The sequence below is a fragment of the Brevibacterium sp. genome (genome assembly GCF_031179145.1).
Taxonomy (GTDB): Bacteria; Actinomycetota; Actinomycetes; order Actinomycetales; family Brevibacteriaceae; genus Brevibacterium.
In genome coordinates this window covers 24,981-50,840 of sequence record NZ_JAPSIB010000023.1, presented here as the reverse complement: position 1 = coordinate 50,840, position 25,860 = coordinate 24,981, and the positions used below count along the sequence as shown (strand labels likewise).

At 65.5% G+C, this 25,860-nt stretch carries 23 protein-coding genes and 2 pseudogenes; 17 read left to right on the top strand and 8 right to left on the bottom strand.

The window, feature by feature from the left end; genetic code table 11:
- Positions 1 to 126: 126 nt before the first annotated feature.
- Positions 127 to 1,266: pseudogene (locus RIT73_RS15230) on the top strand (ABC transporter ATP-binding protein); the annotation flags it as partial.
- A gap of 103 nt (positions 1,267 to 1,369) precedes the next feature.
- On the opposite strand, the gene RIT73_RS15225 reads toward RIT73_RS15230, so the two are convergent.
- On the bottom strand, positions 1,370 to 2,029 hold the full coding sequence (locus RIT73_RS15225; protein WP_309132943.1) for a TetR/AcrR family transcriptional regulator: 660 nt from the start codon (positions 2,027 to 2,029) through the stop codon (positions 1,370 to 1,372).
- A 307-nt stretch (positions 2,030 to 2,336) separates the two neighbouring features.
- On the opposite strand from RIT73_RS15225, the gene RIT73_RS15220 reads away from it, so the two are divergent.
- Complete coding sequence (locus RIT73_RS15220) at positions 2,337 to 2,918, top strand: NAD(P)H-dependent oxidoreductase (RefSeq protein WP_309132942.1); 582 nt, start codon at positions 2,337 to 2,339, stop codon at positions 2,916 to 2,918.
- A gap of 176 nt (positions 2,919 to 3,094) precedes the next feature.
- Positions 3,095 to 3,856: an SDR family NAD(P)-dependent oxidoreductase gene (locus RIT73_RS15215; protein ID WP_309132941.1), complete on the top strand. Its 762-nt coding sequence runs from the start codon at positions 3,095 to 3,097 to the stop codon at positions 3,854 to 3,856.
- Positions 3,857 to 3,863: 7 nt separating this feature from the next.
- On the opposite strand, the gene glyA is transcribed toward RIT73_RS15215, so the two are convergent.
- From glyA to RIT73_RS15200, 3 genes are all read right to left on the bottom strand, one after another.
- A complete protein-coding gene (gene glyA, locus RIT73_RS15210) occupies positions 3,864 to 5,225 on the bottom strand; it encodes a beta-eliminating lyase-related protein (protein ID WP_309132940.1) in 1,362 nt (453 codons plus the stop codon).
- A gap of 208 nt (positions 5,226 to 5,433) precedes the next feature.
- Positions 5,434 to 6,393, bottom strand: a complete 960-nt coding sequence (locus tag RIT73_RS15205) for a hypothetical protein (RefSeq protein ID WP_309132939.1) — start codon at positions 6,391 to 6,393, stop codon at positions 5,434 to 5,436.
- Between the two features lie 49 nt (positions 6,394 to 6,442).
- On the bottom strand, positions 6,443 to 7,477 hold the full coding sequence (locus RIT73_RS15200) for a nitronate monooxygenase (protein WP_309132938.1): 1,035 nt from the start codon (positions 7,475 to 7,477) through the stop codon (positions 6,443 to 6,445).
- 258 nt (positions 7,478 to 7,735) lie between these two features.
- On the opposite strand from RIT73_RS15200, the gene RIT73_RS15195 reads away from it, so the two are divergent.
- Positions 7,736 to 9,124, top strand: a complete 1,389-nt coding sequence (locus tag RIT73_RS15195) for a trans-sulfuration enzyme family protein (RefSeq protein ID WP_375295019.1) — start codon at positions 7,736 to 7,738, stop codon at positions 9,122 to 9,124.
- 198 nt (positions 9,125 to 9,322) lie between these two features.
- Here RIT73_RS15195 and RIT73_RS15190 read toward each other — a convergent pair whose 3' ends face one another.
- Both RIT73_RS15190 and RIT73_RS17255 read right to left on the bottom strand, forming a co-directional pair.
- A complete protein-coding gene (locus RIT73_RS15190; RefSeq protein ID WP_309132937.1) occupies positions 9,323 to 9,994 on the bottom strand; it encodes a LysR family transcriptional regulator substrate-binding protein in 672 nt (223 codons plus the stop codon).
- Between the two features lie 78 nt (positions 9,995 to 10,072).
- Positions 10,073 to 10,243, bottom strand: a pseudogene (locus RIT73_RS17255) (LysR family transcriptional regulator); the annotation flags it as partial.
- A gap of 230 nt (positions 10,244 to 10,473) precedes the next feature.
- Between RIT73_RS17255 and RIT73_RS15185 the strand changes: the two are divergent.
- The 12 genes from RIT73_RS15185 to RIT73_RS15130 all read left to right on the top strand — a co-directional run bounded on the left by RIT73_RS15185 (position 10,474) and on the right by RIT73_RS15130 (position 22,847).
- Positions 10,474 to 11,157 carry a methyltransferase gene (locus RIT73_RS15185; RefSeq protein ID WP_309132936.1) on the top strand — a complete coding sequence of 228 codons (684 nt, stop codon included), beginning with the start codon at positions 10,474 to 10,476 and terminating at the stop codon, positions 11,155 to 11,157.
- Positions 11,158 to 11,191: 34 nt separating this feature from the next.
- Positions 11,192 to 12,184 carry a tripartite tricarboxylate transporter substrate binding protein gene (locus RIT73_RS15180; RefSeq protein WP_309132935.1) on the top strand — a complete coding sequence of 331 codons (993 nt, stop codon included), beginning with the start codon at positions 11,192 to 11,194 and terminating at the stop codon, positions 12,182 to 12,184.
- A gap of 4 nt (positions 12,185 to 12,188) precedes the next feature.
- Positions 12,189 to 12,680: a tripartite tricarboxylate transporter TctB family protein gene (locus RIT73_RS15175; RefSeq protein ID WP_309132934.1), complete on the top strand. Its 492-nt coding sequence runs from the start codon at positions 12,189 to 12,191 to the stop codon at positions 12,678 to 12,680.
- A 36-nt stretch (positions 12,681 to 12,716) separates the two neighbouring features.
- Entirely contained in the window at positions 12,717 to 14,231 is a 1,515-nt protein-coding gene (locus RIT73_RS15170; RefSeq protein WP_309132933.1) for a tripartite tricarboxylate transporter permease, read from the top strand.
- Positions 14,232 to 14,267: 36 nt separating this feature from the next.
- Entirely contained in the window at positions 14,268 to 15,059 is a 792-nt protein-coding gene (locus RIT73_RS15165) for a DUF1932 domain-containing protein (RefSeq protein WP_309132932.1), read from the top strand.
- A 147-nt stretch (positions 15,060 to 15,206) separates the two neighbouring features.
- Positions 15,207 to 16,199, top strand: a complete 993-nt coding sequence (locus RIT73_RS15160) for a hydroxyacid dehydrogenase (protein ID WP_309132931.1) — start codon at positions 15,207 to 15,209, stop codon at positions 16,197 to 16,199.
- Positions 16,200 to 16,387: 188 nt separating this feature from the next.
- Positions 16,388 to 16,930 (top strand): thiamine pyrophosphate-binding protein, encoded by a 543-nt coding sequence (locus tag RIT73_RS15155; protein WP_309132930.1) that lies wholly within the window; start codon positions 16,388 to 16,390, stop codon positions 16,928 to 16,930.
- A gap of 1 nt (position 16,931) precedes the next feature.
- Positions 16,932 to 17,528 (top strand): thiamine pyrophosphate-dependent enzyme, encoded by a 597-nt coding sequence (locus RIT73_RS15150; protein WP_309132929.1) that lies wholly within the window; start codon positions 16,932 to 16,934, stop codon positions 17,526 to 17,528.
- Entirely contained in the window at positions 17,525 to 18,913 is a 1,389-nt protein-coding gene (locus RIT73_RS15145; protein WP_309132928.1) for an aldehyde dehydrogenase family protein, read from the top strand. Before RIT73_RS15150 ends, RIT73_RS15145 begins: the two co-directional genes overlap by 4 nt.
- A gap of 385 nt (positions 18,914 to 19,298) precedes the next feature.
- Positions 19,299 to 21,209, top strand: coding sequence for a histidine kinase (locus RIT73_RS15140; protein ID WP_309132927.1), 1,911 nt, complete (start codon positions 19,299 to 19,301; stop codon positions 21,207 to 21,209).
- Complete coding sequence (locus RIT73_RS15135) at positions 21,197 to 21,841, top strand: response regulator transcription factor (RefSeq protein WP_309132926.1); 645 nt, start codon at positions 21,197 to 21,199, stop codon at positions 21,839 to 21,841. Before RIT73_RS15140 ends, RIT73_RS15135 begins: the two co-directional genes overlap by 13 nt.
- Before the next feature lies 1 nt (position 21,842).
- Positions 21,843 to 22,847: a DUF4097 family beta strand repeat-containing protein gene (locus tag RIT73_RS15130; protein ID WP_309132925.1), complete on the top strand. Its 1,005-nt coding sequence runs from the start codon at positions 21,843 to 21,845 to the stop codon at positions 22,845 to 22,847.
- Positions 22,848 to 23,009: 162 nt separating this feature from the next.
- Here RIT73_RS15130 and RIT73_RS15125 read toward each other — a convergent pair whose 3' ends face one another.
- Positions 23,010 to 24,203 (bottom strand): MFS transporter, encoded by a 1,194-nt coding sequence (locus RIT73_RS15125; RefSeq protein ID WP_309132924.1) that lies wholly within the window; start codon positions 24,201 to 24,203, stop codon positions 23,010 to 23,012.
- Positions 24,200 to 24,874 carry a GntR family transcriptional regulator gene (locus RIT73_RS15120; protein WP_309132923.1) on the bottom strand — a complete coding sequence of 225 codons (675 nt, stop codon included), beginning with the start codon at positions 24,872 to 24,874 and terminating at the stop codon, positions 24,200 to 24,202. The genes RIT73_RS15125 and RIT73_RS15120 overlap by 4 nt, the downstream gene beginning before the upstream one ends.
- 60 nt (positions 24,875 to 24,934) lie before the next feature.
- Here RIT73_RS15120 and RIT73_RS15115 point away from each other — a divergent pair, with 60 nt between their 5' ends.
- A complete protein-coding gene (locus RIT73_RS15115) occupies positions 24,935 to 25,807 on the top strand; it encodes a DUF402 domain-containing protein (protein ID WP_309132922.1) in 873 nt (290 codons plus the stop codon).
- Positions 25,808 to 25,860 lie beyond the last annotated feature (53 nt).

The following is a 25,860-nucleotide window of genomic DNA, read 5'->3' as shown; positions in this document are numbered from 1 at the left end:
GATCTGTGGTACTCATGCCCCTTCTCGGCGCTCGGCGGGCAGTCCGAGGCGGCGGGCTCGCCCCCGTCCTGTGACCGAGTTCACCTATTTTGTTACCTGTGCGTATGATGTGAAGTGGATCTCTCCGTCCTCATCACCCACAACATGGGAGTCGTCGCGGACCTCGCCGATCGGGTGGCGGTGATGTACCGCGGCGACCTCGTCGAGGTGTCGCCGGTGAAGCAGCTGTTCACCGACCCTCAGGAGCAGTACACGCGTGACCTCCTCGCGGCTGTGCCCAGGCTGGGCTCGACGGTGTCGGGAAGCCGGAAGGAGGCCCGGGCCGAAGTCCGCACCGCCTCGGCGGAAGGTCGCGCCCCGGACGGGACCGCCTCGGCGGGGGAGGTGACTGCGAACGGGACCGCCTCGGCGGGGGAGGGACGCACGGACACAAGAGCACCGGTCGTTGTCGCACGCGACGTCGACATCGTCTACCCCGGCGGATTCGGCCGCTCGGACTTCCACGCAGTGAAGTCCGTGAGCTTCGACATCCGAGCAGGTGAGGTCTACGGCCTCGTCGGGGAATCGGGGTCGGGCAAGACCACGATCGGTCGGGCCATCGCCGGTCTGACCAGGGCGAGCGGAGGTTCGCTGCGGGTCCTCGACCATGAGATGGTGGGGTTCCGGGAGCGCGGGTTCTCCGCGGTCCGGCGCAGGATCGGCTTCGTGTTCCAGGACCCGGCGGCCTCGTTCAACCCGCACCTGACGATCGGGGAGTGCGTCGCCGAGCCTTTCGTGATCCACCGGAAGGAGATGGGCCCCGCGGATCGACGGGCCAAGGTCTTCGATCTGCTCGACTCCGTCCAGCTGCCGGCCGAGTATGCGGCGCGATACCCGCACGAGCTCTCGGGTGGGCAGCGGCAACGGGCCTCGCTGGCGCGGGCGCTCGCACTCGACCCGGAGATGCTCATCGCCGACGAGCCGACCTCCGCTCTCGACGTCTCCGTGCAGGCGAAGGTGCTCGAGCTGTTCGTCGAGCTGCAGAACCGGTTCGACTTCGCGGCGCTCTTCATCAGCCACGACCTCGCGGTCGTCGACATGCTCGCGGACCGCATCGGAGTGCTCTACCACGGGGAACTCCTCGAGGAGGGAACAGGTGAGCAGGTGCTCGGATCTCCGCGCCGTGATTACACGAAGCGGCTCATCGCCTCCCTGCCGGTCCCGGATCCGGTCGAGCAGGCCCAGCGTCGTGAACTGGCCCGAGCGCTGCGCGAGCCCGAGGTCTGACTGCGGTCCGCAGCTCCGTGCGGTCGACTCCCGGTTCGGTTCTGAGGGCAGGTCCGCAACTGCGGGACCGGGCACGGGTCGGGTCCGCGGAGGGGTGAGCCTGCTACTGGGGGTCGGAGATGAAGTCGAGGATCCCGGCTTGGCTGATGGGGAGCTCGAGCAGGCGGTCGAGCTCCTCGGGGTCGGGTTCCACTCCGACGATGCGCAGGGCATAGAGGGTGAAGTCGCGTTCGATCTGCTCGGGGGTCAGCTCGCCGGTCGGGCGGTACCAGATCGAGAGCGAGTTGCAGATCGACAGGACTGCGCGCGTGGCGAGCTGGGGGTCGTCGACCGTGAACCTGCCGGCGTCGACGCCTGCGGCGATGACATCGCCGAGAACGGCACGTGCCTGGCGCTGCAGCGTCTTGACCGCAGCTGCGTTCTCGCCCTCGAGGCGCTCGGTGTCGCGCAGCAGCACGGTCGACACCGAGACGTTCTCGATCCGATAGCGGACGAGGTAGCGCACCGATGCGGCGAATCGATCGAGGACGTCATCGCCCGCCTCGGAGATCACGGTCTGCCCGTGCTCGATGTACCAGGAGTAAGCGGTGTGGACGAGCTCGTACAGGGCGTCCTGCTTGGACGGGAAGTAGTAGTAGAGCGCGGACAGGCTCAGGCCCGCGGCTTGGGCGATGTCGCGGATGGAGGCGCCGTCGAAGCCCTTGGTGGCGAACGTGTCGCGCGCCGAGCGGAGGATGTTGTTGCGGCCGTTTGTTGAACGCACGGTGCCGGTTCTCCTTGGGCTGGGTATCGAACAATCACTCACTTGCCAGTCGACAATACAACAAGTCCCCAGCGCGGTGGGCCGGAATGTCGCGGAAAGCCTCGGCTGGTCCCGCCTGCCGGTCCCGTCGATGCGGTGCCGGTCGAGTGCCGTCCACTCCCTCCCGCCGAGACTGAGTGCCCCAACTCACTTCTGGCGAGCGGAATAGTTGATCCTTCAATCAGGTTGGATTCGATGCGGGCGACCGGCGCTGTGCGCCGACGCCAGCGAGCCCACTTCAGCAGCACTCGACGAACAGAGGACGACTATGCTCAACATCGCCATCATCCCCGGAACCTCCCGCCCTCAGGCGCTCAACCCCCAGATCGTTGCCTGGGTCGCTGAGCAGCTGACCGGCCGCGAGGACGTGCGCGCCGAGGTCGTCGACTTCGGCGACTTCGACCTCCCCCTGCTCGACGAGGTGATCCCTGCCGGTGCCAGGATGTACCAGAACGACCACACCAAGGGGTGGGGTGCCAAGCTCGACGAGTTCGATGCCTTCATCTTCGTCACCCCCGAGTACAACCATTCGATCTCCGGGTCGCTGAAGAATGCCCTCGACTTCGTCGCGAGCGAGTTCAACCACAAGGTCGCCGGCATCGTCAACTACGGCGCTGACAAGGGCGTGCGCGCCGCCGAGCACCTGCGTCACATCCTCGCCAACTACAAGCTCGCCGTCGTCCGCGACCAGGCTTCCTTCAGCATCTTCACCGACGTCACCGACGGTCAGTTCACCCCCACTGAGGTGTCCGCTGCTCCGTTCGCGTCGATGATCTCCGACATCGTCGCCTGGGGCGAGGCGCTGAAGTCGGTGCGCGAGGGCACAGCCGAGGACGAAGCAGCCGCCTGACCGTCCCCGATCGCCGAAAGTGCAGTGATCGATCGAAGGTGCACCTCGTGCGGAGCGCCCGCTCCGCGAAACATTGCACTTTCGTGCGATCCGCGCTCCCTGGGTGACCCGGACCACTTCCGTGCTTTAGAGTCTGAGTGAAAGAACGATCACTCAGTCTCGACCCAAGGACACTCATGGATCTCAACAACGTTGTCGCCCTGGTCACCGGCGGCGCCTCCGGCCTCGGCCGGGCCACCACCGAACGCCTGCTGGCCTCCGGCGCGCAGGTCGTCATGGTCGATCTCAACGCCGAGGTGGGTGAGCAGGTCTCGTCCGAACTCGGGGACGACGCCCACTTCGTCGCCGCCGATGTCATGGACGAGGAGCAGGTCCAGGCCGCTGTCGACACGGCGACCGGCCTCGGCGATCTGCGGGTCGTCGTCAACTGCGCAGGCGTTGCGACTCCCGGCAAGCTTGTGTCCAAGCGTGGCCCGCTGCCCCTGGACGCGTTCTCCAAGGTCGTCGGCATCAACCTCATCGGCACGATCAACGTCTGCCGCCTCGCCGCTGCCGCGATGCAGCAGCAGGACGCGCAAGGCGAGGAGCGCGGCGTCATCATCAACACCGCCTCCGTCGCCGCCTTCGACGGGCAGATCGGGCAGATCGCCTACTCCGCGTCGAAGGGCGCGGTGGCCGCGGTGACCCTGCCGATGGCGCGGGAACTCGCGTCCACGCAGATTCGCGTGATGACGATCGCGCCGGGAATCTTCGAGACCCCGATGATGGCCGGACTGCCCGCCGAGGCGCAGGAGTCCCTGGGTAGGTCCGTGCCGCACCCGGCCCGGCTGGGCAAGCCCGCCGAATACGCTCAGCTCGTCGAATCGATCATCGCCAACCCGATGCTCAACGGCGAGACGATCCGCCTCGACGGCGCGATCCGCATGCAGCCGAAATGATCTGAGCTCACACGGTGAACCTCACCCCGGCGAATTCCTTGCGCCACGCGGAGACTTCGGTCGCGATCGCGCGCAGGGCCGCCTCGGCGGGGTCAGCCCCTCCGGCCTCCAGCGCCCGGGCGATCAGCGACGCCAAGCGCGGCATGTTGTTTACGCTCATGCCCCGGCGCACGATCTCCGGGGTGCCGATGCGGATGCCGTTCTGATCACCGGGGACCTCGGGGACCGGCAGGCCGATTCCTGAGGTGAGGAAGCCGGCCTTCTCGAGCGTGCGGGCGGCTGTCGTGCCACCGCCGTAGGGGGAGGCGAGGAGACCGAACTGATGGGAGTCGGTGAAGCCGCGCGCGCATTCGTACGGCTGGACCCCCAGGCCGGCCAGTTCTGCCGCCAGCGCCTGGGCACACGCGCGCATCTGGGCGGCATAGTCCTCGCCGCAGGCGATCCAGTCCGCCAGCGTCACCCCGAGTGCGGCGACGGCGGCGACGTCGAAGTTCGCGGTCAACCCGGGGAAGGCGATGCGGTCGATGCGCTCGGACAGTCCGGGATCGTTGCTCAGCAGCAGTCCGCGTGAGGGACCGCCGAGGCTCTTGTACGTGCTCATCGACATCAGGTGGGCGCCCTCGTCGAGGGGGTTGGCCCACTGCTTCCCGGCGATCATCCCGCAGACGTGTGCGGCGTCGAACAGCAGGTGAGCGTCCACCTCATCGGCGATCTCCCGCACCGCGGCCACCGGATGCTCGAACAGGTTGAGTGATCCGCCGATCGTGATCAGCCGGGGCCTGACCTCGCGGGCCAGGTCTGCCAGGGCGTCGAGGTCGTAACTGTAGGCGCTCGCGTCGACCGGGGCACCGACCGTCCGCAGACCGTAGAGACCCGCAGCCCCTTCCGCGTGATGGGTGACGTGCCCGCCGATCGCGGCCGGAGAGGCGATGATCGTGTCACCGGGCACGCACGTGGCCATGAACGCATAGAGGTTCGCCATCGCACCACTGGGCACGCGCACCTCGGCGAAGGAGGCGTGGAAGAGTCGCGCGGCCAGCTCCGCCGTGATGACCTCGACCTGCTCGATGTGTTCGAGCCCCATCTCATACTTGTCACCGGCGTAGCCGAGTGAGGTGCGAGGCCCTGCGCCACTGGACAGGAGTGCAGCGGCCCGCGGATTGAGGACGTTCGAGGCGGGATTGAGGTTGAAGGCCTCCTCATCGTGGAGTGCATCGGAGGCCGCGATGAGTCCCTCGATGCGGTCGACGACCTCGGCCATCGGTACCCCCGGCGGCTGCGCCGCACCCTCGCCGAGGTGGGTGTGCGCGATCTCCTCGATGCGCGCTCGGCTGCCGGCCGGGACCCAGGGCTGGGGTGACTGGTGCATTCGTGACTCCTTCGTCGAGGTGGTGCAGGCGCTGCCGGACAACGACCGATCGGGTCGGTCGCCCGACTAGATCATCCTGACTCGATCATAGGGAGCCGGGAGTCGGAAGCCGGCGTTCGAAGCGCAAGAGTGCGTACACGGAATCGCTGAAGGACTTCGTACGATATCGGGTGAGTGCGTCGAACCGTTCGGTGGTCGAGGTGAGCGGCTATGGGCGCGGCAAGGCCGGAGTGTCGGGGCCATCCGGGCTGTCCGAGTCGTCACGGTTATCCGGGCCGTCGGGGTCGTTGGGGCCGTCGGGGTCGTGGGAGCCGTCACAGGCGTCGGAGTCTGAGGTGCCGAGAAGCCGCTCGATGAGTTCGTCCGGGGTGATTCCGGCGGCGCCCGCAGCGGAATTGATGCGGTCCATCGAGGCCTGCGACAGTCCGCCCTCCTGTGATTGCGCGGGAGAGCTCGGCGATAGCCCGCCCTGCGACAGCCCGCCCTGCGACAGCTCGCCCTGCGACTGCCCGCCCTGCTGTGATTGCGCGGGAGAGCTCGGCGAGGGCGGGCCCATCGCCTCCGGTCCTGGCTGGGCCGATTGACGCAGCAGCAGGGAGGACACCGGGACGACGACGATGCCCAGTGCGGCGAGGATCCAGACGATTCCGACGAGTCGCACGAACCAATCCGTAGCGGAGGCCTCTTCCACCCAGACCATGATGAGCGTCACGATGGTGCCGAGGGCGACCAGCGCGAGGGTGATGGCGAGTGCGATCTGCACCAGTAATGATCTGTGCCGCACCAGCAGCAGGATGAGGGACGAAACGGCCCCCGTTGCGGTGAGTATCGATGCTGTGGGAAGCCATTCCCAGCCGATGCTCTCGAAGATGACGTCGTACCAGACGAGTGCGAGCAGGAGGACCAGGGCGCAGACCGAAACGGAGACCGTGAGGATCCCGAACCATTGCACGGGTCTGCCGACCAGCATTGCCCCGCAGAACACGGCGATGCTGATGACACCAGTGATCACTGTCGTGGCGAGCACCTGGCCGGCGGTCTCCGACCACACGTCTGAAAGCAGCACGATGATTCCGCCGACAGCGGCCACACTGAACGACACGATCATCGTCACCACGATCGCGCGTTTGAGTCGTCGTGCGAAGAATGCGTGGGAGACGGTGTCCATGGGGAGTCAGTCCTTTGTCACGGTGACCGGAGGATGATTCAGTCTCTCATCATCCCCGCGTGAACGGCCCTCCGAGTTCCTTGATGATCGTCTCGGCCGACCCTTCCTTCGCACGCCGGTATCCGGTGCCGGCCCACAGGTGGAGTGCCTGCGGATCCTCGGACTTCTTGGCCTCCGCACGGAACTCCTTCGTCAGGTGGTGAACCGCCGGGTAGGCGTCGACGGCAAGGCCGTCGAACCTGCGGATGAAGTCGTTGGCGAGTGCCCGTGCCGGTCGGCCGGTGAATGCGCGGGTCAGTCTGGTCTCCGCGAATGCGTTGTCCTGGAGGGCCCGGCGATGGATCGCCGAGGTGCCCGCTTCGTCGGACAGGAGCAGCAGCGTCCCGATGACGACGGCGCTCGCCCCCGCCTCCAGCAGCTCCTCGACCGCCTCCGCACTGTCGACCCCGCCGCCGGCGGCGACGGGGAGATCCACCTCGGCGAGGATCTCACGGACCAGATCGACGGTGGCCCGGTCCTCGATCTGCCGCGTCGGATCTGCGGTTCCGGTGTGTCCTCCGGCCCGTGGACCCTGGACGATGAGGGCGTCGACGCCGCGCTCGCGGGCGGTGTCTGCCTCCGCGGCGGTCGTCACCGTGGCCGCGACCTGGGTGCCGACGGAATGGAGACGGTCGATCACCTCGGCGGTGGGAAGGTTGAACGTCGTCGAGACCAGCGGAACGGGATGGGTGATGAGGAGGTTGATCTTCTCTGCGTAGTGATCGTCGTCGTTGACGGGCTCAGGGTCGAGGGTGATGCCGCGTTCGGCGGCGAAGGGCTCGAGAGTGGCGACGAACGCGTCGAAGGCCGCGCGATCAAGAGGCACCGGATTCGGGGCGAAGAGATTGACGCCGAAGTTGTCGGTCGTCTCGCGCATCCGGTCGACCTGAGCGGCGAGTGCTTCGGCGGTGAGGTAGCCGCCGGCGACGAAGGGGAAGCCGCCGGCGCGGGCGACGGCCGCAGTGAGTTCCGGGGTTGTCGTGCCCCCGGCCATGGGTGCGCCGATGATCGGCAGGTCGGTTGTCACGAAGGCGATCGTGGACATGGTCGGTGCTCCTCGCTGTGGGTCCTGCCGCCATTGTCGCACTTGGGTCTCTCGCGCCTGAGTCCCTACCCGAGGTGACAGGACACGGTCGAGAACCTGACCCAGGGCGCCTCGTGAAGATGCCTGGCGACTGCACAAGTCGAAACATGACGAGCCGTGACATTCCGGGTCAGAGATGCCTCCCCTGGGCAGGACCCCGGTCCAGACTGGTGGTACTTCGGCAGCGATGTCGGAGAGCCCAGTGAGAAAGGACCCGCCGTGAGCTACCGCGTGCCGCCGAGTGAGCAGGTGTCGACGACGACTGCCGCTGACTCGCACCCCACCCCGACCGGAATCTCGACGCGCTCAATCCATGCCGGCGCTCGCCCCGAGGCACACACCGGGTCGGTCGTCGCTCCGATCTTCCAGACGTCGACTTTTCAGATGGACACTCCCGGAGAGACCCGCGCCGGTTTCGACTACGCGCGCACGGGCACCCCGAACCGCAGCGACCTCGAAGAGGTGCTGTGCGAACTGGAAGGCGCGACGTTCGCGGCGGCCGTGAACTCGGGAACTTCCGCCGAGGCCGCGGTCTTCTCCGCACTGCTCGGCCCGGGCGACGAGATCATCATCCCGCGCGACATCTACGGCGGCACCTACCGACTGCTCGTCAACGAGTACCAGCGCTGGGGCGTGACGATCCGCACCGTCGATCTCACGAACACGGCAGAGCTGGCCGCGGCGATCACCGACAAGACCGCGATCGTCTGGGTCGAGACCCCGAGCAACCCGGGCCTCGACATCATCGACATCGAGGAAGCTGCCCGGCTGGCCCACGCCGCGAACGCCATCCTCGCCGTCGACTCCACCTTCGCCACGCCGTTTCTGCAGCGCCCGATCGAACTCGGGGCCGATGTCGTCATCCACTCGACGACGAAGTTCATCAACGGCCACTCCGATGTCATCGGGGGTGCCGTGCTGGCCGGAGACGGCTCCACCTGCCCCCGCGCCGCCGAGGTGATCGACCGTCTGAGTGAGCACCTGGCCTCCGTCGGGCTGGGGATCTCCCCGTTCGACGCCTGGCTGACTCGGCGCGGGATCAAGACCCTGCCGCTGCGGATGGCCAAGCACTGCGAGAACGCCCAGATCGTTGCCGAATGGCTGGAGAGCCGTCCCGAGATCGCCGAGGTGTACTACCCGGGCTTGCCGTCCCACCCGGGTCATTCGATCGCGAAGAGGCAGATGAGCGGATTCGGCGGTGTCGTCTCCTTCTGCACGGACACCGAGGCCAGGGCCCTGTCGCTGGTCTCCGGCACGGAGCTGATCACCCTGGCCGAATCGCTCGGGGGAGTCGAGTCCCTCATCGACCACCCGGCCACGATGACCCACCTGTCCGTGGCGGACTGCGAGCTGAGCATCTCGCCGCGGTTCATCCGCCTGTCGCTCGGCATCGAGGACATCGATGACATCCTCGCTGACCTCGAGGCCGCATTCGCCAAGTCCGCCGAGGCGGGGCGTGCCGAGCCGGCGCCGAGCGAGGCGGGATCCGCTGCGGCGACCGCTGAGGCGACGACTGCTGAGGCGGCGACTGCCGAGGCGACGACTGCCGAGGCGGCTCCAGGCGAGTCTGCTCTCAGCGTGAAGGCTGATGCCCTGACCGGCGCCTGACGTTCAGACACGCTGCCTTGTGCCTGAATCAGGCACGAAGGCCTCCTGGCGACACAGGAATTCAACCCCTTAACCTGGGCTGACCAGGTTAAGGGGTGATTTCCCGGACATTGGAAGCCGCGGTAGGGCCTATCGGGCCAAGGTCGATGGCCACGATGCTGTGCCGATCGATTTGCTGAGTTCGCGGCTCGAGCGAACTCAGCCGACTTCGGCATCCCGGCGGATTTCTCGGGCCAGGGCGTCGGCCAGGTGACGGGTGGGTCCGTTCGGTTCCTTGTCGGCCGGCCAGGCCAGACCGATCTCCTGTATGAGATCCTCATGCTGGATGCGTACATAGGGCACCTCGGCATATTCGGACCGAGTGGCCATGGAGTCCGGGACGAACGTCACGCCGACGCCCGCGACCGCCAGATCGATCATCGGCACCACACTGTTGACATTCATCACCCGCCGAAGTCTGACACCCAGCTTGGTGAGGAAATCTCGGGTGACCGCGCCGAGGTTGTGCTCGGGGTGCATGAGTATGAGCCGCTCGGTCTGCAGAAAGGCCCTCAGCTGCATTGCAGGAACCACGGCACCTCGTTCTTGTCCTGCAAGCAGAGTTTCGACAGACTTGCCTGCCAACAGCACCTGTTCGTCAATGATCTTGTCGAAATGCACCCCGATCCCTGCTTGGCCCGTGTACATCACGGCCAGATCGAGCTTCTTTGCCCGCACCCCACTGAGAAGGTCGGAGTTGGAGAGCCCGTAGAGATTGAGGCTCAATCCTGGCCAGACTTCGAGGATTTCCGGCATCACCTGAGGAATCAGCGTCAGGGTCCGCCACCCTGTGGCACCCAGGCGAACAGTTTCACCGCTCAGCTGCCCCATACCTCTGAGGTCAGCCTCCATTGAGGATCGCAGCTTCTCTGCCGCAAGCAGGTAGTCGCTGTAGCGATGTCCCTCGGCAGTGAGAACGAGCGGCTGAGCGGAGCGATCGATCAAAGTGACTCCCACGGTCGCCTCAAGCCGGGCGATGTATCTGCTCAGTGCAGGCTGGCTGATGAACAAGGCGTCTGCCGCCCGAGTCAGGTTCCCGTGCTCGACGATGGTCTGCAGATATCTCAGCGCGTCACTCATCTCCGGAACCTCGTATCCACCATCGCATAACCACCATGTTATGCGGTGGTGGCTGTTTTTGCATTGGACGAGGGTAATGCGGCTCACATAACGTCATAACTCGAGCCCCCTGAGGACCACGAAGATTCGGAGCTGATCGCCATGCCGGAATCGGCATCATCCTCGCCGCATTCTCCGAGTCACAGCACTAAGCACTTGACAGAACCGCACTTCCACGAAAGAGGAAAACCATGGGATCAGCAGGCAACCGCGTCAAGGACATCACAATTCCGACACCGAAGGAGGAGACTCTGCGCCGTCTGGCTGCAGCGCCCGTCGCCAATGTCGGCGACGCCATGCAGCGTCTGTACTCGCTGGATGGCGATCTTGTTCCGCTCAACGACCACCGACTCTGCGGTCCGGCAGTGACCGTCAAGGTTCCGACGGGCGACAATCTGCTCATCCATGTCGCCATGGACACCATGACAGCAGGTCAGGTCCTCGTCGTCTCCGCTGAAGGCAGCAGCAGGCGCGCCGTGATCGGTGAGCTCATGCTGCAGTATCTGGCGACCAAGAACATCGGCGGTGTCGTCATCGATGGGTATGTCCGCGACCTCGACTACATCAGCTCCGCGTGCCCGTTCCCGGTCTTCGCGCGAGGCACCAACCCGAATGGGCCGTACAAGCATGGCCCCGGAGAGATCAACTACCCCATCTCCTGCGGGGGAGTCGTCGTCAACCCGGGCGACATCGTCATCGGCGACGCTGACGGACTGGCAGTCGTCCCGGCCGATGACGCCGATGACATCGCCGTCGAAGTTGACGGAGTCATGGACAAAGAAGCCACGATCATCGAATCCATCACCGCCACCGGCGAATTCAATCGCCCATGGGTGGCCGAACAGATGAGCCGCATCGGCGCAGTTCACATCTGAAGCACACACGAGTCTCACCTAACGAAGGACAATCATGAAGCACACACGACTAGCCACAGCCATCTCCGGAATCTCAGTTCTGGGCCTCACGCTCACTGCCTGCGGGTCGGGCGAACCCGAGAGTGCCGGTGCGTTTCCCTCCGAGCCCATTCAGGTCATCGTCGGCTTCGCAGCCGGCGGCGGCACTGACCTCGGTGCTCGCCAACTCATGCCCCTGGTCGAGAAGGAACTCGGTGACGGTGCGGAGATCCAGGTAGTCAATGAACCGGGAGCCGGAGGGTGGGTGGCCTGGGAACATGTGCTCAGCGAAGATCCAGATGGATACACGTTGACCTATATGAACACCCCGAACTTGCAATCCGGATACATCAACCCCGAGCTCGGGAGAGAGAAGTCGATCGACGACTTCACATTCCTGGCCAATCAGGTGACCGATCCCGGTGCCATCTCGATCCGCAATGACGAAGACCGCTTCACCGACCTCAAGTCGCTGATCGAGTATGCCAAGACCCACGAGCTGACGACGACGTCCACCGGTGTGGGCAGTGACGATCACATCTCGGCTCTGCAGCTGAACAAGGAACTCGGCACCAAGTTCAAGATCGTCCATACCGAGGGCGCGTCCGAAGGCATGTCCTCCTTCCTCGGCGGCCACGTCGATGTCCTCTTCAACAATGTGGGCGAGGCCTTCCAACCCAATGACCAGGGAGAGCTGAAAACCGTAGGAGTGCTGGCCGAGGAGCGTTCGGAGTTCCTGCCTGACGTGCCCACGGTCGAGGAATCCGGCTTCGGACCGGTCCATGGCAGCTCATCTCGTGGTGTCGGGGCCCCTGCCGGCATGCCGGACGATATCAAGACGAAGCTGTCTGACGCATTCCGGGCGGCCATCGAATCAGAAGAGCACAAGAAAGTGATGGACGAGCAGGGCTTGGCCATCAACTACCAGGGACCCGACGACTACAAGAACCTCATGCTCGAAGAGGACAAGAAGATCGAAGGACTGAAAGACCTGCTGGGATGGAGCTGACATCATGCAGAACAGAATCAGCTATATCGGACTAGCCGGGTTCCTGGCCGGAGTTGTGATGTTCGTCAGCATCTCAGACCTTCCTGAACTGTCCGCACTGTTCCCGAAGAGCGTCGCCTGGGCACTCATCGTCATCGGCGTCATCGAAATCATTCGCAACTACGTTGTCGGAACCAGAGATGCCAGGAGAGCCGCTCAAGCTTCCAGGTCCGCTGATCCGGCGCAGGCACCTGCCGACGAAGAAACTGAATCCGGTGCCGGCGGACAGGTCAGGCCCGTGCTCATCTTCGCTGGGGCCACCATCGCCTATGTCGCGCTCATCCCTGTTGTCGGGTTCTATGTGATGACGATCCTCTTCATGATCGGGCTCATGCTTGCACTCGGGGTTCGGAAGATCATCCTCTGTCTGGGCGTGCCGATCGTCATCACCGCCATCGTCTACCTGACCTTCACCTTGCAGCTGAATGTTCCACTGCCCGAAGGAGTTCTGCTGTGATCGCGTGCATAACAATCGGAGGAGGGGGTGTTCCCGATGTTCATTGATGTCATCGGCGAAGTGTTTCAGCTCGCCAGTCTGCTCTCGATCCTGTTGGGCACAGTCATCGGCGTCGTCATCGGGGCACTGCCCGGCCTCTCGGCAACTATGGCCATCGCCCTGCTCATTCCGGTCACGTTCCTCATGGATCCCATCCCGGGACTCATCCTGCTCGTCACGGTCTACACTGCCGGCGTATATGGAGGTACGATCTCCGCAATCCTCCTCTACACTCCGGGCACTCCGGCCAATGCGGCGACGAGCCTCGACGGCTATCCACTCACCCGGCAGGGTCTGGGCTATCGTGCCATCATCATCGCCACCGTCTCATCGATGGCCGGAGGAATACTCAGTGCGATCGCGCTGATTCTCTTCGCCCCGCTGCTGGCCAGGATCTCCTTGGTCTTCGGTCCGCAGGAGTATTTCTGGGTCGCGCTCTTCGGGCTCACTGTCATCGGCGGTCTGGCCGGGACCTCCCTGCTCAAGGGCATCATCGCCGCGCTGCTCGGCCTCGGGCTGAGCTTTGTCGGCATTGACAATATGGTCGGCACCCAACGCCTCACGTTCGAGGTCCAGGGCCTGCAGTCCGGTGTGCAGATGATTCCGGCCATGATCGGCCTCTTCGCAGTCGCACAGCTCATCGTCCTGCTGCGCACTCCCGCCGACAGCGGCAAGGAGATCCCGAAACAGGAAACCAGTCTGCGCAAGTCCAACCTCAGCTTCAAAGAATGGATGCGCATCACCCCGACCATCATCAAGTCAGGCTTCATCGGCACCGGAGTCGGCATCCTGCCCGGCGCCGGTGGTGACATCGCCTCATGGATCTCCTACAACGAGGCGAAACGGGCGAGCAAGACCCCGGAGAAATTCGGGACCGGCCACTACCCAGCGATCGCAGCACCGGAATCCGCCAACAATGCCGTGGTCGGCGGTGCGCTCATTCCCACCCTGACACTGGGCATCCCAGGCAGCACGGCTACGGCGATACTCCTCGGCGGACTGATCATGAAGGGGCTGGTCCCCGGACACGAGCTGTTCACCAAAGATGCCGTGGAGACCTACTCGATCATCGTCGGATTCATCATCGGCACACTCCTCATGGGAGTCGTCGGACTGGCGATCGCTCGCTACGTCGTCAAGGTCGCCGATGCCCCGGTCGGAGTCCTTGTCGCGGTGATCATCGCATTGTCCGTGCTCGGTGCCTTCGCAATCCGCAACTCGATGTTCGACGTCGTCATGATGCTCGTCTTCGGCCTCGTCGGTTACGGTCTGCGCGTCCTCAACATCAGTGCCGCCCCGGTGATCCTCGGACTCATACTCGGCCCGATCGCCGAACGAGGGTTTCGCCAGACCATGACCATCGTGGGAGACGACAATATCTGGTTGTCGTTCCTCACTCGGCCGATCTCCGTCGTCCTCATCATCATGATCGTCCTCACCTTGGTGTGGCCGATGATCGCCAAGGCGATGAAGCGGACAAAGGCGAAGAAGGCCCCGGCGACGATCGCCTGAGCGCAGCAGCTCCATCATTCACGAAAGCAGAAGAATATGACAACTGTAGGAATCCTCGGCGCAGGCATGGTCGGCAGCGCGTGGCTGCGGGGCATCCCGTGGGACACCCTCGACATGACGCCGACAGTCTTCGAACCAGCGGATATCGATGTCTCGCCCTTCAGTCAGGCATCGGAGGCCAGCGAGCTCGGCGCTTGCGACATCGTCCTGGTGTTCGTCAGCGGTGGAACAGCGGAGACGGCGATTCGCTCGACCTTCGGACCAGACGGAACCGCCGGACCTGCCGAGATCCTCGACTTCTCGTCGAATGGGCCGGAGGGCAAGAGGAGCATTGCCGAATGGTGCACTGCGCACGGCAGCTCTTACGTCGATGTCACCATCCTGGGTGCCATCGCGGCCGGTGGTCTGAGCACACCCTTGGCGATCGCCGGCACCCCGTCCGGAGCCGCACAGCAGCTCATCTCCGCGAGCGGAGCGTCACTGCTCCGAGCGGAGAACAGCGAAGCGGGGGCAGCCGCAAGGCTCAAGCTTGTGCGCTCGATCGTCACCAAGGGCCTGGAGGCGCTGGCCTGCGAAGCCCAGACGATCGCCGCGGAGTACAACCTGGGCGACGACTACCGGAGGATCTTCGGTGACTTCGAAACCGGCAGCTTCACCACCATCATGGACAGCATGGTGAGAACCCACCCGGATCATCGCGAGCGCAGAGGCAGAGAAGTGCGCGAAGTGATCGCCATGGTCAACGCCAGCGGTCGATCGAGCGCACTGCTCGACGCCGTGGCGCAGAACTATGAGCAGGGCGCGTTCCGTCCAGTCTGCTCACACTGATCCGACGCCACTCTCGATCTCCACTCTGCCAACCGGGTGCCGAGCACTGCGTCGCCTCGGCACCCGGTTCCATCTCCAGCAGCACGGGCAGCCGCAGTTCACTTGCCACCCGTTGGCAGATCATTCTCACCCAGGAAGGGCCAATCCATGCCGACCGTCTACATCACAGACCCCATTGCCACCGAGGTGTATGCGGACCTTCGATCCCGATACACCGTTTGCCGGGCCTACGGCCACGACGCCAGGACCTGGGCCGAGGTGGCCCCCGAGGTCGATGCCGTCCTGGTGCGCAGCGAGAACATCACCGCCGCGATGATCGATGCGGCACCGCACTTGAAGGTCATCGCCCGCCACGGAGTCGGCTTTGACAATGTCGATCTCGAGGCCGCCTCGGCGCGGAAGATCTGGGTGACCATCACTCCTGGAGCGAACGCCCCCGCCGTGGCAGAGCACGTCTTCGCCCTCGCGCTCAGCGCAGCGCGGAAGACCGTCGACGGCGCGCGCGCAGTCGCGGCCGGCGAATGGCATTCGGCCAAACCACGGCTGGTGGGGACCCAGCTGTTGGGAAAGACCATCGGAATCGTGGGCTACGGCCGGATCGGGCGTCGGGTCGCCACCATTGCTCGCGGCTTCGGGATGTCGATCGTAGTCACCGATCCCATCCTCAGCGACTCGGACATCACAGACGAGGACGTGCGCCTGACAGCGCTGGATCAACTGCTCGAATCATCCGACGTCGTCACGCTGCACGTCCCGCTCACCGTCGAGACTCGTCACATGATCAATGCCGATTCCCTGAGCAGACTGAAGGACGGATCGATCATCGTCAACACGAGCCGGGGCGGGCTGATCGACGAAGCCGCACTGCAGGACGAGATCGCAGAGGGCCGCCTGTACGCCGGGCTCGATGTCATCGAAGGCGAAGCGGTGAGCATGAATGATCCGCTTCCTCATTCGCGCATCGCCGTCGACCTTCCCGGACTGGTCGTCACACCGCACATCGCCGGGCAGTCTGATCGGTCGATGATCGACGTCGGGAATGCCGCGGCCGCGCAGATCCACGAGGCGCTGTCGGGACGAGAACCGCAGTATGCCGTCAACCGGGAGATGGTCAGTCGTGAGGTGACCTCAGCGGTCTGACCAGGGGAGGCTCTGAGCCCCTCGAAGGTCGCTTGGCAGACCGGGCACAAGTGGACAGACCTCAGGCGGGCGATGTGAGCCTCATCGTCCCTGAGGCTCGTTCCGAAGATCCAGTACCAAGAGTGGAGTTTCATCCGCAGATTCACCGGTCGATCCTCGACCGTCAATGAAGATCAAGAAAGGCAGATATGAGTTCGAAGACTTATGCACAGGCCGCCGCCGATGGAATCTGGCGTTCCGGTGCCGACCTGATCGGGTATGTCCCATCGGTGAGCGTAGCGCCCGTCATCAGCCGACTCATCGAAACTGATGGCGGTGCTGATGGTCGCTCCGAGCACGTCACTCCGCTGTCTCGTGAGGAGGAAGCCGTCGGTGTGCTGGGCGCCCTGCCCCTGGCAGGGAAGTTCGGTGCTGTGGTCATGCAGGACAACGGATTCGGCAACAGCCTCACCGCGCTGACAACGTTCTCCCTGTCCTACCACCTGCCGCTGCTCATCTTCGCCAACACGCGCGGCAGCCTCGGCGAATACAACTCCATGATCCATTCGATCAGCCATCCGGTGCCGCGGATCCTCGAGTCGATCGGATTGCCGGTCCTCGAGCTCGACCGTCGGTCCTCGGTCCAGGACTGGGAAGACACTGTCGCCGAGGCGGGAAACCACGCGAAGATGACCTACCGCCCGGTCGTGGTTCTGGGCTCGTTCTGGAACACCGACGGAAAGGTAGCCTGACATGCGTCGAATCGAAGCGCTGCAGCACATCAATGAACTCACCGCCGAGCTGCCGCTGGTCGTGACCTGCGCGGCGACCAGCCGTGAGCTCGCGTCGGTGGAGAACCGGGACAATCACTTCTACGTCCTCGATGCCATGGGTCTGGTCGGATCGATCACCACCGGTCTGGCACTGGCTGCCAGGGATTCGGCCCTGCCCAAGGTCGTCGGCCTCGAGGGTGACGGCTCCCTGCTGATGAACCCGAACGTGCTGCCCACCGGCGGATTCATCGCCCCGGAGAAGCTGTTCATCATTCTGCTCGACAATCAGGTCTACGGATCCACGGCATCCATTCCGACCTATGCCGACCGGGTGGACCTCGGTTCACTCGCCGGGGCGGCCGGCTGGACGGTGGGGCTCGCCGATGACGAGGCGAGCCTGCGCTCGGAGTATGCACGCCTGCTCACCACCGCCGGTCCGACCTTCCTGCACGTGAAGATCGAGGTGGGCAATGCTGCTGACATTCCGAAGCTGCTCGTTGACCCGGTGACGCTGACAAATCGTTTCCAGGCCTGGTTCACTGCCCGCCTGGAACAGGGCGCGGAGGTTCCGGAATGAGCCTGCCTGTGAAGACGGGGACCGGAATCAGGACGATCAATCCGTCCACCGGGGAAGAGATCAGCCAGTACGACTACACCTCACAGACCGAGCTGGACGAGATCCTCACCGGTGCCCGGGGCGCGTTCGGCCGGTTCAGCCGGACCCGCATCGATGAGCGCATCGCCGGGATCACGTCTCTCCTCGGGATCCTCACCTCGCGACGCGAAGAGTTCGCCACGCAGATCGTGGCCGAGATGGGCAAGCCCATCGGGCAGGCGCGCGGAGAGATCGACAAGTGCATCAGCACCTGCGAGTACTACGCCGAGCATCTTCCGGAGATGCTCACACCGCGGGTGATCGACGTCGCCCCCGACACGGCGAAGGTGCATCTGCGTCCGCTCGGCGTCGTCTTTGCGATCTTGCCGTGGAACTACCCGTGGTGGCAGGTCGTGCGCGCGATGCTTCCCGCGATCGGAGTCGGCAACACGGTCGTGCTCAAACATGCCGAATCCGTCACTGGCTGTGCTTTCGCCGTGCAGGAGGCGTTCCGCGAAGCGTTCTCCGAGAACGTCATGAACACCGTGGTGCTGCCCGGATCACGTGCTTCCGAGACGATCGGAGACGAGCGGATCGCTGCCGTGACCTTCACCGGCAGCGAGCAGGTCGGTGCCCTTGTCGCTCAGGCCGCCGGAGCGTCATTGAAGAAGTGCGTTCTCGAACTCGGAGGCTCGGACCCGTTCATCGTGCTCGACGATGCCGACATCGAAGCTGCCGCCGCGGCGGCAGTGAAGTCGCGGTTCCTCAACAACGGACAGTCGTGCATCGCAGCCAAGCGCATCATCGTTCCCCGGGCGATCAAGGACGAGTTCACCGCAGCTTTGCAGGCAAGTCTGGAGACCATGACGGTCGGTGACCCGATGGATGCCGAGGTCGCGGTCGGACCACTGGCCCGTTTCGATCTGCTTGACGCACTCGACGACCAACGCCGGCGCGGTCTTGCGGCAGGGGACAAGATCCTCGCCGAGGTTGCCCGTCCTGAAGGACCGGGCGCGTGGTTCGCTCCCGGCTTGGTCACGGTTTCCGACAATGACTCGCCACTGCTCCGAGAAGAGACCTTCGGACCACTGGGAGCTGTGACCTTCTACGACACCGAGGACGAAGCGATCGCAATCGCCAATGACACCCAGTACGGGCTCAGCTCTGCTGTGTGGAGCCGCGACACAGCACGTGCTGAGAGCGTGGCCGAGCAGATCGGCGCCGGTTCGGTGTTCATCAATTCCATCTCGGCTTCTGATCCCCGACTGCCGGTCGGTGGCATCAAAGCCAGCGGTTATGGCCGCGAACTCGCCGATTATGGCGTCGCGGAGTTCGCCAACGTGCAGGCTGTCCGCATCTCAGGCTGACCAGACTACGGCCACAGGCGTGGCGGACGCACTGTATCCATGGAGCGTCAGGACTGGGCAACTGGTCCTGGCGGGAGTCTGACACGGATAAGTGGTGAAGGCTGAATGCGGGCCTGCGCCTCAATGCGGGTCTGTGCCCTCACGCCCCGCTGGCTCCAATTCCTCGTGTTGCACGGGTAGGGATTGGAGCGGGCGGGGCGTTGTGCTGAGCCGGTGGGTTGAGTTGGAGCCGGCGAGGCGTTGTGCTGAGCTGAAGCGGTGAATACGAGCCGGCGGGGCGAATTGACGGCAAGCGGGTGTGACGCCGTTCGCGGAGGAAAACCCGAGGTGGGGTTGGTGGGCATCTTGCTGTCGGCCATCGAGCGGTCGGCGTAGCGTAATGGGTATGAGTGAGAAGACCCCCGAGAATCCGCCGGAGGCGCAGCCGCAGGGCTCCGAATTCGCGGAAACCTCCACCACCGAGGCCCACCCAGAGCCCGCGCACCCAGAGCCCGCGCACCCAGAGCAGACTCCCCAGGACAGCACGCATCCCGACCCCACCCTCGCGTACCCGACGCAGTCCCGGAGCGGACACCCGACGGACCCCACCCTCGAGTACCCGACGCAGTCCCGGAGTGGACACCCGACGGACCCCACCCTCGAGTACCCGACGCATCCTCAACAGGACACTCGGCAGTACCCGCGGGCTGCGCAGTCCGTGCCCCATGTGCCTGCTCAGCCCCAGCAGCCACCGCTGCAGGCAGCCCGGCCGGTCCTCGCGACCCAGCCGACTCAACCAACGAACTACCCGGCTCAGGCGTCCCACCCGGCTCAGCCCCAGACTCACCCCCAGCAAGCTGTTCACCCGGCTCAACCAGTAAACCACCCGGCTCAACCGCCGTACCCACCCCAGCCCGCCCAGCAATCACCCGCGCAGCCGATGCCAGTCGCTCAGTCACCTCGGCGGCGGAGGACTCGGTCTGAGGACCTCGTCCCCGCACCGGTGACCGGATCGGCGCCGCTGACTCATGAGGGCGTCACCGAGATTCCTGCGGACGGGCCGATCGAATGGCCGCGCAAGAGCATCGGCGTCGTCGGGGTGGCGAACCTGTTCCTGTCGGCGATCATGGCCGTGATCTGGGCCTGGATCCCGCTGGTCCTGCTGTTCACCGGAATCGGGGGCATCTTCGCTCTCGGCCTCGGCGTCCTCGCGCTCGTCGGCTGGGTCATCGTCCAACAGGGCGCCAATGTGTTCGAACGCTACCGGGCCGAGCTCGTCTACGGGGACGGCATCCCCGTCCCGACACGGATGCGCAACAACCGTGAACCCGGTTTCACCCGGTTCATCCACAACCTGTGGCTGCTCGTGAAGTCCGGCTCCTTCTGGCGCTCGACCGCACACCACTACCTCAAGATGCTGCTCGGCGGAGTCATCGTCGGCGGAACCGTCGCTGCGATCTGTGCCTCCATCTTCGCGATCTTCGGCGCGATCAACCCCGAAGGCGTCACCACCTTCTTCCTCGGCGGGCCGGCCGGCGGGCTCGGCCGAGTCGGCGTCGCGGTCGGCGCCCTCATCGTCCTGGGCAGTTCGCTCGCCATCCTGTGGTTCGCTCCGTACCTCGACCGGGCCCTCGACCGCAGCCTCCTGCCGCCGGCGCGCACCGCCGCCCTGCAGGAGGAAGTGACCGAACTCGACCGCGCCCGGATGGCCGGGATCGAAGCTGCCGCCGCGGAACGGCTGCGCATCGAACGAGACCTCCACGACGGAGCCCAGCCGCGCCTCGTCGCCCTGAGCATGACCTTGGGCATGGCGAAGGCGAAGATCGACTCCGACCCGGAGCGGGCCAAGGAGCTCGTCTCCGAAGCCCACGCCGAGGCGAAGGGAATCGTCAACGAACTCCGCCAGCTGGCCCGCGGCATCCATCCCGCAGTGCTCACCGATCGCGGCCTCGACGCCGCAGTGTCCGCCCTGGCCGGGCGTTCGCCGATCCCGGTCGACGTCGACGTCCGCCTCGACGGGCGGATCGAACGCGAGGCCGAAGCTGTCGCCTACTTCGTCGTCGCCGAGTGCCTGACGAACATCGCCAAGCACGCGCACGCCTCCCACGCCCGCGTCCTCATCGCCCCCATCGACCATGCGGTCCAGATCGTCGTCACCGACAACGGTCGCGGCGAGGCCCGCATCGACCGCTCCGGACGGCACACCGGCCTCGCCGGACTCGTCGACCGCGTCGAGGCTGCTCGTGGAACACTGAACCTGACCAGCCCCACCGGCGGGCCGACTACTGTAGTTGTGGAGGTGCCATGCGCATCGTGATCGCCGAAGACTCTGCCATCCTGCGAGCCGGACTCGAAAGGCTCCTCATCGATGCCGGCCACGAAGTGATCGCGGCCGTGGCAGACGCCAATGAGCTCCTCGCCGTCATCAACACCACGCCGCCGGACCTCGCGATCATTGATGTGCGGATGCCGCCCACATTCACCGACGAGGGAATCCGCGCCGCCGTTCTCATCCGGAAGCAGAACCCCGAGGTGAAGGTTCTCGTCTTCAGCCAGTACGTGGAGGAGCAGTACGCCTCCGAACTCATCGCGGAGAACACCGGCGGTTTCGGTTACCTCCTCAAGGACCGCGTCGCCGACGTCGAGGACTTCCTCGACGCTGTCGAGAAGGTCGCCTCGGGAGGGACCGTCCTCGACCCCGAGGTGGTCTCGCAGATCCTCGTGCGCACCCGCAAGCGCGACGGGCTGGGAACGCTGAGCCCGCGCGAACTCGAAGTCCTCCAGCTCATGGCCGAGGGGAAGTCGAACGCTGCGATCGCCGGCACCCTCTACCTCAGCGCCGGTGCCGTCGAGAAGCACATCAGTTCGATCTTCACCAAGTTCGGCCTCACCGCCGACACTTCGGACAACCGAAGAGTCCTTGCCGTACTCACTTTCCTCGGAGCATAGAATGCCTGCCACAGTTCAGCTCAACCCCTCCACCCGATCGAGCCTGCGCGCTCTCATCGTCATCGCGGCGATCATCGTCCTCCTCATCCCCGTCGGCATCACCGTCGCTCACGGCGCCTCCCGTCTCAACTACGGGAAGCTCGAGGTCACCGAACCGCTGCCGGCCTCGCTGACGGATCTGCAGATCTCCCTCGACTCCGGTGCCGATATCGAGGTGAAGACCGCCGGCACCGACGCCCCCTCCGTCAGATTCACCGGCACCGGCCCCCGCGGGCAGGCCCCGGGGCTGGACGTGAGAGAGGCCGGATCCTCGGCGGTAGTCTCCGTCGATGACTTGGACCGCGTCGAATCCCCGCGCATCGAGGTGGTCGTGCCCGCAACAACCTCGCAGGAGCTCAAGCTCGACCTCAACGGCGGATTCGGCAGCATCGACATCGCGGGGGACTACCGCGAGATCGCCAGCCGCAGCGAAGGTGGCGACATCGAGATCAACGGCTCGGCCGACAAAGTCCGCACTTCGACCAACTGGGGCTCGACCGATCTCTACGGAACCTTCGGGACTCTCGAAGCCAGAACCGAGGCGGGCTCGATCGACGGCAGCGACCTCGGCGTGCGCGACCGTGTCGACGCCACCACCGCCACCGGGGAGATCACGCTCGACTTCTCCAACGAGATGGCGCCGCTGGCCGGGATCGTGGCGAAGGCCGGCAATGGCGACATCTCACTGCACCTGCCGCGCCTCGACGCCGCCCGCGCCAGCATGGCCGCGGAAGCCGCATCCGGCCAGGGCGCAGGGAACGATGCAGGTGCGCCTCCGGCCCCGGCCAAGGACCTTTCGCGGGAACTGCTCTACCGGATCTCCGCCGATTCGACCCAGGGAGAGGTCTCCCTGGTCAAAGACCTGGAGAAGTACGATGCTTCCAAGGGGACGAAGTCCGAGGGCTCGGGCGTCATCCCGGTCTCGGTGACCACCGAGACCGGCGACATCAACATCGACCAGAACTGAGCCGGCACCTGCGGGCGGGGCGGAGTCGATCTCGATCCCCGGGCCCGTCTCCCGTGACGCGCTGATCCCGGACTCTCCGAGGCTCTCGACCGTGACCGTCGTGGACTGGCTGCGCACCCGCTGAGGTGTCCACCGCGGTGGGGAAGATCAGATGCGCAGCGTTCAGCTGCGCCGCGACCCCGCCGTCACGGCGCCGAGGCAGACGAGGCAGACGGCGAACACGACGGTCAGAGACACCGGATAACTCATCACCGGAAGCAGCGCTGCCAGCACTGTGGGCAGCAGGAATCCGAGATAGGCCAGGGCGTAGTAGACCCCGGTCAGTCCGGCGAGGTCCGCAGCGGTCGCGATCCGCTGCACCTGGATGAGACCGGCGATGACGAGCAGACCATAGGCGCCGCCGAGGAACGCTGCGACGGCGATTCCGAGCACGGGGCTCTGCAGAGCTGCGGCGATCACGGCGGCGAGAATTCCCGCACTCATCGCCGTCATCGCGATCACCACCGCCCGGCTGCGACCCACCCATGTCCAGCGCGGAGTGATCGTCTGCACCACTGCGCCGGTGCCCAAGGTGACGACGGTGAGCACGGTGGCATAGAGGGTCGTGCTGTCGCCGAGGTGGTGCTCGACGCTCGCGGGGAGGATGGCGTAGGCGATGCCGGCGGCCCCGAACACCCAGGGGGAGGCCGGGACGACCACTCGGGCGAAACGGCGGTGACCTGCGGCAGGCACCCGCAGATCCCTCCACCACGGACCCTCGGCAGGCGCGCGATCGGTGCGGGTCTCGGGGGCGAAGCAGGCGACGACCAGCGCCGCAAGGCTCAGGCCCAGGTGCACGAGATAGGGGAGAAGGGCCGGTCCCGGCGCGTACTGGGCGAGGATTCCCGTGACGCCGGCGCCGAGGGCGAAGCCCGTGGTCAGAGTCAGCGAGGGGCGTCTGGCTCCTGCGACCGCCGAGGCGGTGAGGTCGAAGGGCGGGGCGGAGAGCTCCTTCATCCACGAAGTGCCGACCGACATCGCCACCCCGACTCCGATGCCCGCGAGGACCCGTCCGAGGCACAGCAGAGGGAACGAGTCGAGGCCGCAGGCCAGGAGCACGCTGCCGACGACTGTGGCGACCATACCGAAGAGGAAGACGCCCTTGCGTCCGTGCCGGTCGGAGAGCGCCGCGGCGATGAGGAGGCCGGGGATGAGGCCGAAGACGTACATGCCCAGGAGCAGGTTCGCCTGCCACGGCGCATAGTGACCGATGGTCTCGTAGACGTGAAGCAGCGGAGTGAAGTGGTTGCCGCCCCAGGCGAGCATGAATGTGGCCGGGGCGACTCGCAGCCACGGGCGAACGGGAACGGCACTCACCGGCCGGCGCGTCCGAGATCGTGGCCTTCGGCGACGTGCTCGCGCACGCGGGCGCTGAAGCCCGTGACGTCTCCGGCATCGATGAGCTCGGCGAGCTCCTCGTGCCCGGCCAGCAGCGAAGCCATGGTGTCGGGCCGGCTCGCGGCCACGGAGTATGTGAGCCGAGCGAAGCGAGGGCCGAGATCGGCGCAGATTCCGGCGACGACGACATTGCCCATGCTCTCGATGAGGCGGACGTGGAAGGCGTAGTCCGCTGCGGCGAATGCGAACGGATCCGTGGCGTCAAGAGCGGCCCGCTGCCGCTCCAGCGGGTCCCGCAGGGCAGCGACGAGGCCGGCGGTGCGCTCCGGGTGGCTGCCCAGCTCCGCTGCGGCGGTGGTCTCGAGCATCATCCGCACGGCCAGCAGGTCGCGGCGTTCGGCATCGGTGAGGACTGTGACCAGCGCACCCTTCTTGGGGACGAGGGTGACGAGTCCCCAAGCCCCCAGCTGGAGCATGGCTTCGCGCGCCGGGGTGCGGCTCATGTTCGTCGCTGCCGCGAGATCTGCTTCGCGCACCAGCTGACCGGACGCGAGCTCCCCTTCCACGATGCGCCGAGCTGCCTCGGCGGCGGCTCGTTCGGCCAAGGACGCGTGGTCGCATTCCCACGGAAGCGCATAGGAGGAATCCATGGCCGCTAACCTAGCAGATGTATGCATTGATAGATGCATCAGGGGTCGTAGACTCGTCCCATGGAGATCACCGATCGACGTGCGCGGTTCGCGGACCCCTATGAGATCGCCGTCCCGAAGGATGCGGGATTCATCGGCGAGGCACCGTTCTGGTCGTCCGGGGAAGTTGTGACGTGGACGTTCAGACGCTTCGACTTCGAGCGCGATCACGCCGAGGTGCGTCGTCCGATGCAGGTGATCGAGGACGGGCCCGAGGGGGCAGTCCTCTGGCTGTCCGGCGGGACGCCGACGACGGACACCCGGATCGTTGGCTGGGAGGACACCGACCCTCACGATGTGCCCCTGCGTGCCCGCTTCGGTCCTTCCGCCTCGGCGCCGAGGCGCGTCAAGGTCGCCGGTGCCTGGCGCGGGCTCGGGGTGCTCAAGATCGTTCCCGCCCGCGTGCCGTTCTCGGTCTGGGTGCTGCTCAAGCACGATCGACCGGCACTGGGTGGAGCAACGAACGGGGAATCGGTCCGGACGAGAAGGCGCGTCGAATGGTACGTCAACCTCGAGGCCACTCATCGGCGCACGGAGTCGGCGCTGTTCACGAGCGACCACATCCTCGACATCACCTTCCCGCAGGCCGGAGCGACCGCCTCGCGCTCAGCTCGTCCCCGTCCGAGTGAGTTCCTCCATCCTGAACGTGCGGTGTTCAAAGATGTCGACGAACTCGCAGCAGCCGCGACCTACGGGGTGTGGCCTGTCGCATGGTCGGACATCATCCGCCGCAACGGGATGAGCGTGCTCGAGAGCCTCGACGCCTTCACCTGGGCCTTCGATCCCAAGTGGGGGCAGGTCGCCTGCGAGCTCGCGGAGATCTCCGAGCCGGATCCCGCGGAGCGGGAATCTCACAGGGTCGGGAGTGGTTGCTACGACAGAGACTGGATCTAGTCTCCGGACAATTCGTCCTCTGAACCCGGGGCAGTCGGACTGCCTCGGTTCGC

Coding starts and splice junctions, on each gene's coding strand:
- RIT73_RS15220 (WP_309132942.1), top strand. CDS start 2,337: ATGCTCAACATCGCCATCATCCCCGGAACCTCCCGCCCTCAGGCGCTC.
- RIT73_RS15215 (WP_309132941.1), top strand. CDS start 3,095: ATGGATCTCAACAACGTTGTCGCCCTGGTCACCGGCGGCGCCTCCGGC.
- glyA (WP_309132940.1), bottom strand. CDS start 5,225: ATGCACCAGTCACCCCAGCCCTGGGTCCCGGCCGGCAGCCGAGCGCGC.
- RIT73_RS15205 (WP_309132939.1), bottom strand. CDS start 6,393: ATGGACACCGTCTCCCACGCATTCTTCGCACGACGACTCAAACGCGCG.
- RIT73_RS15200 (WP_309132938.1), bottom strand. CDS start 7,477: ATGTCCACGATCGCCTTCGTGACAACCGACCTGCCGATCATCGGCGCA.
- RIT73_RS15190 (WP_309132937.1), bottom strand. CDS start 9,994: ATGGGGCAGCTGAGCGGTGAAACTGTTCGCCTGGGTGCCACAGGGTGG.
- RIT73_RS15185 (WP_309132936.1), top strand. CDS start 10,474: ATGGGATCAGCAGGCAACCGCGTCAAGGACATCACAATTCCGACACCG.
- RIT73_RS15180 (WP_309132935.1), top strand. CDS start 11,192: ATGAAGCACACACGACTAGCCACAGCCATCTCCGGAATCTCAGTTCTG.
- RIT73_RS15175 (WP_309132934.1), top strand. CDS start 12,189: ATGCAGAACAGAATCAGCTATATCGGACTAGCCGGGTTCCTGGCCGGA.
- RIT73_RS15170 (WP_309132933.1), top strand. CDS start 12,717: ATGTTCATTGATGTCATCGGCGAAGTGTTTCAGCTCGCCAGTCTGCTC.
- RIT73_RS15165 (WP_309132932.1), top strand. CDS start 14,268: ATGACAACTGTAGGAATCCTCGGCGCAGGCATGGTCGGCAGCGCGTGG.
- RIT73_RS15160 (WP_309132931.1), top strand. CDS start 15,207: ATGCCGACCGTCTACATCACAGACCCCATTGCCACCGAGGTGTATGCG.
- RIT73_RS15155 (WP_309132930.1), top strand. CDS start 16,388: ATGAGTTCGAAGACTTATGCACAGGCCGCCGCCGATGGAATCTGGCGT.
- RIT73_RS15150 (WP_309132929.1), top strand. CDS start 16,932: ATGCGTCGAATCGAAGCGCTGCAGCACATCAATGAACTCACCGCCGAG.
- RIT73_RS15145 (WP_309132928.1), top strand. CDS start 17,525: ATGAGCCTGCCTGTGAAGACGGGGACCGGAATCAGGACGATCAATCCG.
- RIT73_RS15140 (WP_309132927.1), top strand. CDS start 19,299: ATGAGTGAGAAGACCCCCGAGAATCCGCCGGAGGCGCAGCCGCAGGGC.
- RIT73_RS15135 (WP_309132926.1), top strand. CDS start 21,197: ATGCGCATCGTGATCGCCGAAGACTCTGCCATCCTGCGAGCCGGACTC.
- RIT73_RS15130 (WP_309132925.1), top strand. CDS start 21,843: ATGCCTGCCACAGTTCAGCTCAACCCCTCCACCCGATCGAGCCTGCGC.
- RIT73_RS15120 (WP_309132923.1), bottom strand. CDS start 24,874: ATGGATTCCTCCTATGCGCTTCCGTGGGAATGCGACCACGCGTCCTTG.
- RIT73_RS15115 (WP_309132922.1), top strand. CDS start 24,935: ATGGAGATCACCGATCGACGTGCGCGGTTCGCGGACCCCTATGAGATC.